At 55.9% G+C, this 13,048-nt stretch carries 10 protein-coding genes; 4 read left to right on the top strand and 6 right to left on the bottom strand.

The features are described 5' to 3' along the window. The first annotated feature begins 73 nt into the window (after positions 1-73). Together CSC3H3_RS00090 and CSC3H3_RS00095 are read left to right on the top strand one after the other, a co-directional pair. Positions 74-2,008 carry a transglycosylase domain-containing protein gene (locus tag CSC3H3_RS00090; RefSeq protein WP_101282914.1) on the top strand — a complete coding sequence of 645 codons (1,935 nt, stop codon included), beginning with the start codon at positions 74-76 and terminating at the stop codon, positions 2,006-2,008. 482 nt (positions 2,009-2,490) lie between these two features. Then, positions 2,491-4,497: a transglycosylase domain-containing protein gene (locus CSC3H3_RS00095; protein ID WP_245881210.1), complete on the top strand. Its 2,007-nt coding sequence runs from the start codon at positions 2,491-2,493 to the stop codon at positions 4,495-4,497. A 222-nt stretch (positions 4,498-4,719) separates the two neighbouring features. Here the strand turns inward: CSC3H3_RS00095 and argE are convergent, their stop codons facing one another. Genes argE through CSC3H3_RS00115 form a run of 4 tightly spaced genes read right to left on the bottom strand, consistent with a single transcriptional unit; the run spans position 4,720 to position 8,980 of the window. Then, positions 4,720-5,904: an acetylornithine deacetylase gene (gene argE, locus CSC3H3_RS00100; RefSeq protein WP_101282918.1), complete on the bottom strand. Its 1,185-nt coding sequence runs from the start codon at positions 5,902-5,904 to the stop codon at positions 4,720-4,722. Positions 5,905-5,927: 23 nt separating this feature from the next. Further along, the gene (locus tag CSC3H3_RS00105; RefSeq protein WP_101267567.1) at positions 5,928-7,418 is read right to left on the bottom strand and encodes a tripartite tricarboxylate transporter permease; all 1,491 of its coding nucleotides are present in this window, start codon (positions 7,416-7,418) and stop codon (positions 5,928-5,930) included. A gap of 12 nt (positions 7,419-7,430) precedes the next feature. Then, the gene (locus CSC3H3_RS00110) at positions 7,431-7,955 is read right to left on the bottom strand and encodes a tripartite tricarboxylate transporter TctB family protein (RefSeq protein WP_101267565.1); all 525 of its coding nucleotides are present in this window, start codon (positions 7,953-7,955) and stop codon (positions 7,431-7,433) included. Positions 7,956-7,990: 35 nt separating this feature from the next. Beyond that, positions 7,991-8,980, bottom strand: a complete 990-nt coding sequence (locus tag CSC3H3_RS00115) for a Bug family tripartite tricarboxylate transporter substrate binding protein (protein ID WP_101267686.1) — start codon at positions 8,978-8,980, stop codon at positions 7,991-7,993. Positions 8,981-9,128: 148 nt separating this feature from the next. Between CSC3H3_RS00115 and CSC3H3_RS00120 the strand changes: the two genes are divergently transcribed. Then, the gene (locus CSC3H3_RS00120; protein ID WP_101267563.1) at positions 9,129-10,034 is read left to right on the top strand and encodes a LysR family transcriptional regulator; all 906 of its coding nucleotides are present in this window, start codon (positions 9,129-9,131) and stop codon (positions 10,032-10,034) included. 16 nt (positions 10,035-10,050) lie between these two features. Here CSC3H3_RS00120 and CSC3H3_RS00125 read toward each other — a convergent pair whose 3' ends face one another. Continuing rightward, positions 10,051-10,785: a LysE family translocator gene (locus CSC3H3_RS00125; RefSeq protein WP_245881211.1), complete on the bottom strand. Its 735-nt coding sequence runs from the start codon at positions 10,783-10,785 to the stop codon at positions 10,051-10,053. A 20-nt stretch (positions 10,786-10,805) separates the two neighbouring features. Next, complete coding sequence (locus CSC3H3_RS00130; RefSeq protein ID WP_101267558.1) at positions 10,806-11,522, bottom strand: M48 family metallopeptidase; 717 nt, start codon at positions 11,520-11,522, stop codon at positions 10,806-10,808. Positions 11,523-11,779: 257 nt separating this feature from the next. Between CSC3H3_RS00130 and CSC3H3_RS00135 the strand changes: the two genes are divergently transcribed. Further along, positions 11,780-13,000: an argininosuccinate synthase gene (locus CSC3H3_RS00135; RefSeq protein ID WP_101267555.1), complete on the top strand. Its 1,221-nt coding sequence runs from the start codon at positions 11,780-11,782 to the stop codon at positions 12,998-13,000. The last annotated feature ends 48 nt before the right edge of the window (positions 13,001-13,048 follow it).

The following is a 13,048-nucleotide window of genomic DNA, read 5'->3' on the forward strand; positions in this document are numbered from 1 at the left end:
GCTACTATTTGTTAAGCCATTGAGCGTTTACTCACAAAAGCAAAATAAACCTGCGATATGAGCGGATTGGGACGTGGACGAAAATAACCAGACCAGAAAAAGCGGCGCCGTTGCGGCACAGGCCGCGCTGCAGGAAATTGAAGAACGCCGTTTGCGCGAAATCCGCCGGCGCAAAAGGCGCATCCGGCTGGCAATTGCGTCGGTCGTTTTGCTGGTTCTGGGAACCATATCCACCGTTGTCACCCTGTCCATTCAGACGCAGCTTGATTTCAGCCGCAAGGCAGACCGCAGCCCCGATGTGCAGATTGCCGGTTTTGACGGCACCATCATCAAGAATGTTCAGGGCCATTACAGTCAGGATGTATCGTTAATAACGTTTCCGAAACGTTTGCAGGGTGTGTTCATTGCCGCATCTGACCCCGGTTTTTATCACCACTTTGGCGCAAGCCTGGGCGATGTAACGCGCATTTTTTCTGGCACGGACGTTCCCGGTTCGACCATCACCATGAAGGTGGCGCGCAGTTTCTTTCAGGTGCCTGATAGTGGCACAGTGCGTAACCTTGAAGAATTGCTGGTCGCCTTATGGCTGGAAGCCCGGTTTGATAAGGACACCATCCTGCGGTCCTATCTGGAGCGCGCCTATGTCGGATCGGGTATATTTGGCATTACGGCGGCATCACGCATTTTATATGGTGTTCCCGCCCATGAAATGACGCTGCATCAGGCCGCCGTTCTGGCCGCAGCAATGAATGATCCGATCAATCTTAATCCGTTGCATTTTCCAACCGCATCGGCCCATGCGGCCAATATTGTGCTTCAGGAAATGGCAACGTTAAAAATGATCGAGCCGGAACAGATTTCGGCCCTGTCGCGTACCGTGCCGCAACTCGCCCCGCGCATTCGCGAAGATGGCTATTCGCAATATGTGATCGACCTTGTAATGGATGAAGTCGCACGGCGCGTTGGCTATACCAGTAAGGATTTGCGCGTTGTTACCAGCATTGATACCCGGCTTCAATCCATGGCGGAAGACGCGGTAAGCGAGGTTAGCCGCCTGCGCCTGAAACCGCGCGGCGCCGACCAGGCCGCGTTACTGTCGATCAGCCCGGATGGCCGGGTACGGGCAATGGTTGGCGGCACACAATATGACCCGATGTCACGAAACCGTGCCTGGAATGTGCGCCATTATCCGGGCCGTATGATCAAGATCCTGCCCTATTATTACGCCCTGAACGAAAACCCGGACCCTGCCCAGTGGGTGCCCGATACCCGCAAGGAAGTCGAAGGCTGGAAACCGGTTAACCCGGACCGGCAATATCGCGGCCAGGTGTCGCTGCGCGATGCCTTTGCCCGCGATGTAAACACGGTGCCTGTCGAACTGACCCATAAATTCGGGTTGGATAACATGCGCGATTTTGCCGAAAATATTGGCATTGAAAGCCCGCTTTCCGACGATATCCGCACCGTGGTTGGCCTTGATGCCGTGACCTTGCCCGATATTGCGCGCCTGCATGTGCTTTCGCTAAATGGTGGCATTTCACCTGATGTAACGCTGATCAATGCCATCCGTTCAACGGGCGAAGGCCAGCCGCTGCTTTATCAGCGGGTGGTGCGCGAACAGGAAAAAATGCTGACTGATGAAGCCATGCTGGCCGTAAACAGCATGCTGGCCGGTGTGACCGACCCGCAGGTGCGCCTGGACCGGCCCTTTGTCGGTTTTGGGGCCCTGGCCGGGCGTGGCAGTGATGCATGGTTTGCGGGTTTTACCGCCGATCTTTACACCGTTGTCTGGGTGGGAAATGACGATAAAAGCCGCGCGCCCGCCATTCGCCCGGATGTCGAGGTGGCGTCGCTTTGGCGGTTATTCATGCTTGATGCATCGCAGGGTTTTTCGATCCGTTCGGTCGCACGGGGAACAAGCCAGCGTCTGGTTGAACAGGATGGCGTAACCGACATGTGGAAACGCAACTGGATTGACCCGAACCCGCCGTTGCAAAACGCGCAATAAGGCATTAGCGGGCGGCAACAGGCGGGCTTTGCAAATGACGCCCCGGGCCTTCCCGTTGCTGACCGCCTTGGGATTGCAAAGGGAGAAATACACTTCGGGGTTTAATTATTCAAAATTTTGATCATCTTTCGGGCGTGTGTGCTAAGCTGACCCGGTTTTGGGGGCGAGGGGTACTGTGCCGGGCGCTGCACATCAATGTGATGACGCTGGCCTGTCTGGGCAGTAAATATCTTCAAGACATCGAAAGGTGATTGTGCGATGAAGGCCATCCGGTTTTCGGCGCAGAAACCAGCCTGCAATTTTTCACGGCCCGGCGCGTGGTTGTGGTGACTTGCACCTGTGGCTGATGCCCTTTATGCGGGGTGTTGGCAGTGGCTGGTGATGTGTTGCCCAGATTATTGCATTTGCCACCTTTGGGATTTCCCGTATCGGCGAGCTTTTTTCATGCCCGTTTGCGATGAATTCAGGTTTTGAGGACGATTTTGGCCAAGCGACCCACCCGTAACAGTTCCACGCCAGCCCGACGCCGGGCACCGCGTAAAACCGGTGGGCGTACACCTTCGCGCGGGCGCCGTCGCGGCGGGCAGAAACGCTCCTTTGGGGCCATGTTGCTGGCCCTGGTGCCGCGCCCGATGATGATTGCGCGCATCATGGTGGTGCTGGCGATATGGTCGGTGGTGCTGTGTGGTGGTCTGGTGGCCTATTATGGCTATGATTTAACCAGCAAAATCGATTTTGATGTTGCCACCCAGCGCAAGCCGCTGGTGCGGATCATGAGTGTTGATGGTGTCAACCTTGCCAATTACGGCGACCGTTACGGAAGCCCGGTTGAAGTGGGTGATTTGCCCGATTATGTCGGCCAGGCATTTGTATCGATTGAAGATCGCCGCTTTTACCAGCATTTTGGCATTGATGTGATCGGCATTGCCCGGGCCTTTGTTAAAAATATCTGGCGGGGGCGCATTGCCGAAGGCGGCAGCACGATTACCCAGCAGCTTGCCAAAAACCTGTTTCTTTCGCCCGAACGCAGCTATGGCCGCAAGGTCGAGGAAGTTTTGCTGTCGCTGTGGCTGGAAATCAAATTCAGCAAACGGCAAATCCTGTCGCTGTATTTGAACCGCATTTATTTTGGTTCTGGCGTGTATGGCATTGATGCTGCGGCGCGCCAGTATTTTGGCGTCGACCCAAGGCGCCTGTCACTATATCAGGCGGCGGTGCTTGCTGGCCTGCCCAAGGCGCCAAGCCGCTATAACCCGCTGGTGTCCCCCAGCGAGGCGGCAAAACGTGCCAATCAGGTTATTGTCGCCATGCGCGATACCGGGGTTATTACCCGCCAGCAGGCCGAGGCCAACCAGTTTGATACGGTTTCGACATCATCGGCCGCAGCGCGCGGCGGGCCGAATGTGCGTTATTTCACCGACTGGATATTGGACCGCGTGACCGATTATGTTGGCTATCACGACCAGGATATGGTGGTTTACACCACGCTTGATTCCAACCTGCAGGCATCGGCAGAGGATGCCGTAAAGCGTGTACTGGGTAGCAAGGAAGCAAGCCGCCGTCGTGTATCGCAGGGCGCACTGGTTGCCATGACACCCGACGGATCGGTGCGGGCTATGGTTGGCGGCAAGAATTTCTTCCAAAGCCAGTATAACCGCGTTACCCAGGCAAAACGCCAGCCGGGGTCGGTGTTCAAGCTGTTTGTGTATCTGGCCGCACTTGAAGATGACATGCGCGCCGATGACTGGATGCGCGATGAACCCTATAGCGTGAATGGCTGGAGCCCGCGCAACTTTGACCGCCAGCATCACGGCACCATGTCGCTGCGTGATGCGGTGGCGTCGTCCAATAACGTGATTGCCGTTGAAGTCGCGATGAAAACCGGTTTGGACCATGTCATCGATATGGCCCACAAACTTGGCGTGTCATCCAATCTGCCTGCTGAACCCAGCCTGGCGCTGGGCACCAGCGAAGTGACCTTGCTGGAAATGACCAATGCCTATGCGGTGGTGTCCAATGGTGGCTTTAACATTATCCCTCATGCGATTTCCAAAATCGTCGGCCAGGATGGCAAGGTTCTTTATGAACGCGAAGGCGGTTATCTGACGCGGGTTTTAAACCCGGTTACTGCTGGCGAAATGAACAATATGCTCGCAGCCGTAATGGCAAAGGGCACGGGTAAAAATGCCCTGCTGGACCGCCCGGCGGCGGGTAAAACCGGCACCACATCGGATTACCGCGATGCTTGGTTTGTTGGCTATACCGCCGATCTGGTGGCCGGGGTATGGATGGGCAATGACAATGGTTCCCCGATGGAGGAAGTCACCGGGGGTGGCCTGCCTGCGGAAATGTGGAAATCCTTTATGCTGCATGCCCATCAGGATATGCCGGTGCGCTCGCTCGGCAAGGCGGCATTGATGCGCGCCATTCGCATGGGCGAGGATGACAGCTGGAAAAAGTTCAATTCCGGCTTTAGCGGCGGGCGTTAAAAGCACTGCCTTTTAAAGGGCTTTGCCCTGTTTTGAAATTCCCCCGCCCTAAAAAAAAGGGCCGGATGCCATAAAGGGCGATCCGGCCAAGGAAGGCAATGCCGGTTCCAGAAGGGAGTTGTCTGGAACCGGTAGGAAGGCCTTGACGGTGCTTTGATCTGGGGTGGACGCGGGGAGGTGTCGTGAATCAGATCAAGGGGGTGTCACTATGTCAAAGCCCCGTCAGGACGGTTGGGCAACCGCCTGACTGCCCAGCTTCTCCAGGAAAGCCAGGCATTCGTCGAGTTGGGAGATCTCGACAAATTCGTTGCGTTTGTGGGCCTGCGCGATCGAGCCGGGACCACAGATGATCGAGGGGATATTGCCCTGCTTTTCAAAGATCCCGCCTTCGGAACCATAGGAAACCTTGCCCGAAACATCGGCGATGATGTTTTTGACAAAGGCAAAGCTGTCCGCACCCGTGCAGTCACCCATGCCCGGATAATGAAAGATTTCTTCCCATTCAAAGCCGGTATCGGCTTCGCGGGCTTTCATTTCGCTTTCCAGCGTTTCGGTCACGCGCGCCTTGATCTGTTCGATCACGCTGGCGGCGTCATGGTCGGGCAGGTGGCGAATTTCAAAGGTGAATTCGCATTGATCGGGCGTCACATTGGTTGCCGTGCCGCCGGAAATGGTGGTGGTCAGCATGGTGCTGTGGGGCACGGTGAAATCATGGTCAAACGGGCCATTGGTTTCAAATTCGCGGGCGACATCGGAAATGATGGCAATGGCGCGCGATGCATATTCAATGGCATTGACGTGATGGGGCGCAAAGGACGAATGCCCGGCGGTACCCGTGACGGTCACACGCATGGAATATTTGCCCTTCTGGCCATTGATGACCTTCATTTCGGTCGGCTCGCCAATAACGGCCAGACGCGGCGGATGATCGAGTTTTGCCAGATGATCCACCATGCTGCCAACACCAAGGCACCCCACTTCTTCGTCATAGGAAAGGCACAGGTGGAACGGAACCGCCAGGTCCTGTTTGACCAGTTCGGGCACCAGGGCAAGCACGCAGGCGGCAAAGCCTTTCATATCGGCCGTGCCACGGCCAAACAGCTTGCCGTCGCGTTCCGTCATATCAAAAGCCGGGCTTTGCCAGCCTTTTTCCAGGGCCGGCACCACATCGGTATGACCGGAAAGGACAATACCTGGCACATCCTTGGGGCCAATGGTGGCCAAAAGGTTGGCCTTTTCGCCTGTTTCATCGTGAAACAGGGTCGTTTCGATATCGTATTGTGCCAGGTAATCCTGCACATATGCGATCAGGGCGAGATTCGAGTTCTTGCTGGTCGTGTCAAACGCCACCAGCTTGCCGAGGATATCAATGGCAAGATGCAGGCGGGACATGTTGGTTTGCGTCATTTTTCAGCTTCTTGTGTCTCGAATTAATTGGCGGCGCGGCTTGTGCTGCGCCATTTTTGCCATTCGCGGCGAATGGTCAGGGCCACGAACAGAATGGTCAGGGCAAAGAAGCCCCATGAAATCCAGGACTGGAAAAACACACCCAGATCACCGCGCGAAATCGCCAGCGACCGGCGCATATTGTCTTCAAACATCGGCCCAAGGATGAAGGCGATCAGGAAGGGAGCTGCGGGAATGTTCAGCACCATCATGACAAAGCCGACAATCCCCATCACCAGCAGCACGGCGACATCAAACGGGCTGGAAGCCACCGAATAAATGCCAAACACGCACAGAATAACGATACAGGGCAGCAGTACCTGCTGGGGAATACGCGAAATCTTGGCAAAGCCGCTGGCGGTAAGTTTGCCTGCGACAAACAGGAACAGCGAGCTGAACAGCATGCCGATAAACAGCGAATAAACTTCGCCGATATTGTTCTGGAACAGAAGCGGGCCGGGCGTAAGACCGTGGATCATGAAGGCACCCAGCATGACACCCGTAATCACGTCACCCGGAACACCAAGGGCGAGAAGCGGGATCATGGTGGCACCGCAGCAGCCATTATTGGCCGATTCCGATGCTGCAACGCCTTCAAGTTCGCCTTCGCCAAAGCGATCCCCGTTTTTCGAGGTGCGGCGCGCTTCGCTATAGGAGAAAAAGGCTGCGGTCGACGGGCCGATACCGGGGATAGCCCCCAGAACAACGCCAATCAGGCTGCCGCGAATGATCGATTTCAGGCTGCCGCGAAATTCCGACATGGTCAGCCGGTTATCACCCAGTTTCATCGCCTGGGTGTTTTCTTCGGGCCGGAAAACCGCCAGCTTGATCATTTCAGGCAGGGCAAACAGGCCAATCAGCACCGGGACAACGCCAAGGCCGCTTTTCATATCTTCGCTAAGGGCAAAGCGGAACGAGCCATACATGTCCTCGCCAACGGTTGCCAGCAACAGACCAAGACAGGCCGAAACAATACCAAGCAGCAGCGAACGGCCGGAAATGCTGGCAACGATGGTCAGCGAAAAGGCCATCAGCATGAAATATTCCGGTGGGCCGACACGCAGGGCAAACATCGCCAGTGGGGCCGCCAGAAAGATCAGCGAAATGTTGGAAATAAAGTCGCCAATGCAGCTTGAAACCAGCGCCATATTCAGCGCCTTGCCGCCTTTGCCTTCACGGGCAAGCGGATAACCATCGAGAACCGTACAGGCCGCCGATGCGGTGCCTGGCGTTTTGATCAGAATGGCCGAAATTGACCCGCCATAGGTTGACCCCTTGTAAAGGGCAACCAGCAGCAGCAGGCTGGTGACAGGCGGCAGGTAAAAGGTAAAGGGCAGCGCCAGGGTGACAGCCATTGTGCCGGTCATGCCGGGGATGGCGCCGATAATGACCCCACCCCAGATCCCGGCGGCCATGGCGATGAAATTGGGCAGTGTCGCAACGGCGGCAAAGGCGCCTAGCAATTCATTCCACATGGTATGTTCTCGTCAGATCAGATGCAGCAGACGGGCAAGGGAAAACCATTTGCCGTGCGGGAAGGGGGTGTGGGTGATTTCGGTGAAAATCACATAAAGGAAAATCGGGAAAAGAATGGTCAGGCCAATCATCCATGCCCGTTTGGAAAAATCACCGGTCATGATGAACAGAAAGGCCAGAAGCGCCATGGTTGCGGTCAGGAAGCCGATCTTGGGCATCAGATAAACAAAGACGGCAAAGCCCACGATCATCCAGACAAAGCGATAGGTGAAAATGCGGTTGGCACGCAAATAGGCGCCAACGGTTTCAACCTTTTCGCCGGTGCTGCGGCGCATTTTCGGCACCGCAAGCGCCAGGGCCAGCACCCCCATGACAAGACCGACCCACGCAATGATGCGCGGCCACATGTCAGGGGGTGGGGCAAACCCCGGAATGAAGGACGGAACCCGAACGTAAACCGGGATCAAAACAAACAGAACAATGGCAAAAAATGCCGTTGCCACCAGTCCGGTGTAAAAATCGCGGTTCGGGGTCATGGTTCCGCCTCGCATCCTAAATTCGGGGTAAAATCTTACTGGATGTAGCCAAATTTCTTGGCCAGACCATGATACAGGTCGAACTGGGATTTGACATAGGCAGACGGGTCTTCATCACCGATAACCGAGATGGAACCGCGTTTTGCCGCCAGATCAAGCCACTGTTCGTTGGTGGCAACTTTGCCCAGGATGTCTTTCCATTTGGCAACGACATCATCAGGCAGGCCTTTGGGGGCGTAAAGGCCGCTCCAGCCGCCAACCTGTGCGGCGGTGGCATAACCCAGTTCCTTTGCGGTCGGAACGTCGGGCAGGTCAGCCATACGTTTCGGCGCATAAACCATCAGCGGGCGCATTTTGCCAGCCTGGATATGGGGCATCAGCGAACCAGCGGAAATTGCCAGGAAGTCAACATGGCCACCCAGCAGGGCAGCTGCCAGTTCCCCGCCGCCCTTATAGGGGACCAGGGTCGATGCGCTCAGCGGGTCAAGGCCGGCATCAGCAAGCAGGGCCTGCACCGAGAAACCGTCAATTGCGGTCGGGCCGGATGCGGCATAGGTGGTTGCGCCATTGCTTTCCTTGATCTTGGCGATCAGGTCATCAACGGATTTGATGTCGGATTCGGCATTGACTGCCAGGATCATCGGGGTTGCTTCGAGAATACCGAGGAAGGTGTAGTCATCCCAGGCAACCGGGCTGTCGGAATAAACGGCCGGGTACAGGGCCATACCTACGCGCGAAAGCAGCAGGGTGTAACCATCGGCGTCGGATTCGGTCACAAAGCGGGCACCGTTCATGCCGCCATTGCCGGTTTTGTTGACCACAACAACCGGCTGGCCGTCGGTGTAGTTGCGCGCGGTTTCAGCAAGCGCACGGCCAGCAAGGTCCGAGGCGCCGCCTGCGCCATAGGGAACAACAAGGGTAATGGCTTTTTCAGGATAGGCGTCAGCCTGTGCCGAGGATGCAAAGGCAGTTGCCGCTGCAAGGGCTGCAACACCCAGTGCAGCTTTCTTCAGATGACGAAACATTTTCATGTCTCCCTGGAGGTGGTGGCGTTATTGCCAAGTCGATACTTCTTGTTTTGTGGCTGAATCATGGCAAACTATAACTATAGAAGCAAAAATTTAATTTCAGTATTACTTATGTAAATACTGGGCCAAAAGCAGCGAGGAAGGCGTGAATCTGCGCGAGCTGGAAAGCTTCAATGCTTTCATGACATATGGCACGGTCAGCAAGGCCGCCGAGGCAATGAATATCAGCCAGCCTATGGTAAGCCGCATGCTGGCGAATCTGGAGAAATCGGTGGGTTTTGCGCTGTTTATTCGCAAGCGCAACCAGCTTGTCGCGACCGAGGAAGCCGTGCAGTTCCATTACACGGTCCTGCGGACCCTTAACGGGTTTCGTGACCTTGAAAGCAGTGCGCGCGCCATTGCCAACCAGCAGCTTGGCAGCATTCGCATTGCCGCCCAGCCGATCTATGTGGACACCTATCTTCTGGATGTTATTGCCAAATTCAAGGCACAGCACCCCAATGTGTCGGTCAGTATTACCGACTCCGGCATGGAAGGTGTGCTGGAAATGGTCACAACACGTGACTGCGACCTGGGCATTGGCATTACCCTGGACCTGATGGACCGCGACGTGGCCATGACCCGCCTTGCCCAATGCCAGGCGGTGTGTTTGGTGCCGCGCGATCACCGGCTGGCCGGGTTTGAAACCATTGATATCGATTTGCTGCGCGGTGAAAAATTTGTCGAGCTGACCATTGGCAGCCCGCTGCGCACCAAGGTTGACTATATCTTTCAGATCGCGGGCCGCCTGCGCCACATCGCGGTAGAGGCCCGCACAGTTCGCACCATTTCGCGGCTGGTGGAACGTGGCGTTGGTATCGCGATTAGCGACCCGTTTGCCGCCTTGCTGGTCGACCATGACCGGGTTGTTGCCCGGCCATTGACCCCGGAAATTTCATGGGATGTGGCGGTGTTTCACACCAATCGCGAATTATCCAACGTGCAACGCAGTTTCCTTGCCTTTTTGCGCGATGAAATCCCGCATCTGCGCGCGGCAGGCTGCGTTTTATAACTGCGTTTTGTGATGACTATGCTTTCTGATCAAAGGCCAGTTTGGCTGCAAGGGCCAGGAATACGCAGCCGGTAAAAAGCTGAAAGGCGCGGGCAATTCTGGCCGACCTCGCCAGAAACCGCCCCAACTGCCCGGCAAAGGCACCGACCAGACAATTGATGATGGTGCCGCCAATATTTAAAATCACACCCAGCAGCAGAAATTGCAGCAAAACCGACCCCCGGCTGGGGTCCACAAATTGCGGCAGAAACGCCAGCACAAAGACGATGATTTTGGGGTTTAGCAGGTTCACAACGATTCCGTCCCGCCACGCCCTGAATGCCGAACCCCGACGGGTTTCAGTGGCTGAAAATTTTTCGTTTCTGCTGCGAAAAGCCTGGATTGCCAGCCACACCAGATAGGATATCCCCGCCCAGCGCAAAACCTGAAATGCCACCGGGTGGGCCGCCAGCAGGGCTGCCAGCCCCAAACCGGCCAGCAGCGTGTGAATAAGCGCACCGGTCGAAATGCCAAAACTGGCCGCCAGCCCGGCCCGTGGCCCCGATTTGATCCCCTGTCCCAGACAAAACAGCATGTCATTGCCCGGCGTCATGTTCAGGGCCAGCGCCGTGGGGACAAAAATCAGCAATGTTTCATAGGGAATGATCATGGCGTGGCTGCTCTTGGATGGGGCTGTGACAATGTCAGGAACCAGAAGCGGAACCTGACGATAATGTATCGGCACAATGACGGTAAATGGTGGCTTTGCCAACGGGGATCGGGCAATGGGTTTTAGCTATCCGCGCCAAACCGGTGCAGGCCGGACCCGTTGCGTTTTAACCAGTGTTGTTGGCGCGATGAAGGGCCATACAGGTCTTCAACCACCTTCCAGAAACGCGCACTGTGGTTGAGTTCCTGCAAATGCGCCACTTCATGGGCGACGACATAATCAAGCACATCTTCGGGGGCAAGGATCAGCCGCCAACTGAATGAAAGATTGCCCCCGGATGAACAACTGCCCCAGCGCGTGCGGGTATCCTTGATCGAGATACGGTTGATCTTTTTGCCGATTTCCTGGGCATAGGCATGGGCGCGCGGGGCGATTTCCAGTTTGGCCTGTTTTTTCAGCCAGTCAGCGACTCGCCGGTTGCTGTGTTCGGCCGATCCTGAAACCCAGATCACGCCGGCTTCGGCCCAAACGCCGCGTTTGGCATCGGGCACGGCGCGAATGGCATGTTCATTGCCCAGAAGCGGCACCCAGGCACCGGGCACAAACAAAACCCGGTCGGGCAGGCGTGATAGGTGCGCCTCGATCCAGTCGGTATGCTGGCGCAGCATGGAAAGGGCGGCCTTGCGCGATATGCCTTCGGGCATCACTACTTCGACGCCATCAAAACCCGGATCGATCCGCAATTTAAGCCGCGACGCGCGCGCACTGCTGCGCAGGCGCACGGGAACGGGCCCCAGACGCGGCAGGTCGATTTCGGTTTCTTCGATGTTATTTGCCATATTGCGGTGAATAATCGCCGAATCTGTTAAAAAAGCAGCAAGAATTTACGCGTTTTTACCGGCAGGTGCATCTTGGCCCTTGCCCGCCTCATGGGTTTTCCTATACTCCGCGCGCAAGGTCCAGGGTCCAGACCTATTAAAATGGCTACACTGGGGCCTGTTTGATGAATGTTTCGTTTTGGTCCCCGTGATGACACGGGATGACGGCGAAACCACGCTGCCCCGGCATAACATCGGAAGAAGAAAGGCGTCACAGCATGAGCGATCCGGTCAAAAAGGTGGTGCTTGCCTATTCGGGCGGGCTGGATACCTCCATTATCCTGAAATGGCTGCGCGAACAGTATAATTGCGAAGTCGTTACATTTACCGCCGACCTCGGCCAGGGCGAGGAACTGGAACCTGCCCGCAAAAAAGCCGAAATGTTTGGCGTGAAGGAAATTTTCATCGAGGATCTGCGCGAAGAATTCGTTCGCGATTACGTGTTCCCGATGTTCCGCGCCAATGCCCATTATGAAGGTGTTTACCTGCTGGGTACCTCGATCGCGCGTCCGCTGATTGCCAAACGCCAGATCGAAATTGCCGAAATGGTGGGTGCCGATGCGGTTTCGCATGGTGCAACCGGCAAGGGTAACGACCAGGTTCGTTTCGAACTGGGCTATTACGCCCTGAAACCGGACGTAAAGGTGATTGCCCCCTGGCGTGAATGGGATCTGAATTCCCGTACCATGCTGCTGGACTTCGCCAAGAAGCACCAGATTCCGATCTCGGCAGACAAAATGGGCGGCGATGAGCCCCCCTATTCGACCGATGCCAACCTTCTGCACATTTCCTATGAAGGCAAGGCACTGGAAGATCCGTGGGTAAAACCGGATGAGAAAATGTTCATCCGTACCGTTTCGCCGCAGAATGCACCCGATGAAATCACCACCATCGAAATTGAATTCGAACAGGGTGACCCGGTTGCGATCAATGGCGAACGTATGAGCCCGGCAACCCTGCTGACCAAGCTGAATGAAATTGCCGGTAAAAACGGCATTGGCCGCCTTGATCTGGTGGAAAACCGTTATGTCGGCATGAAATCGCGCGGCATTTACGAAACCCCGGGTGGCACCATTCTGGCAACCGCGCATCGCGCCATGGAATCGATCACGCTGGACCGTAATGCGGGCCACCTGAAAGACGAACTGATGCCGCGTTACGCCGAAATGATCTATAACGGCTACTGGTGGTCGCCGGAACGTCAGGCCATTCAGCGCCTGATCGACGAAACCCAGAAAACCGTTAACGGCACCGTTCGCCTTGACCTGTATAAGGGCAATGTCACGGTTACCGGTCGTAAGTCGCCGAATTCGATCTATTCGGAAGCCCATGTGACCTTTGAAGCCGACACCGTTTACAACCAGCGCGATGCCGAAGGCTTCATCAAATTGAACGCCCTGCGCCTGCGCCTTGGTTTTGATCGCAACAGTGTTAAATAAACGCCTGCTGCGGTAATATGGCTTTGTGGACGAGGGGTGTTTTGCACC

Source organism: Thalassospira marina (assembly GCF_002844375.1).
Taxonomy (GTDB): Bacteria; Pseudomonadota; Alphaproteobacteria; order Rhodospirillales; family Thalassospiraceae; genus Thalassospira; species Thalassospira marina.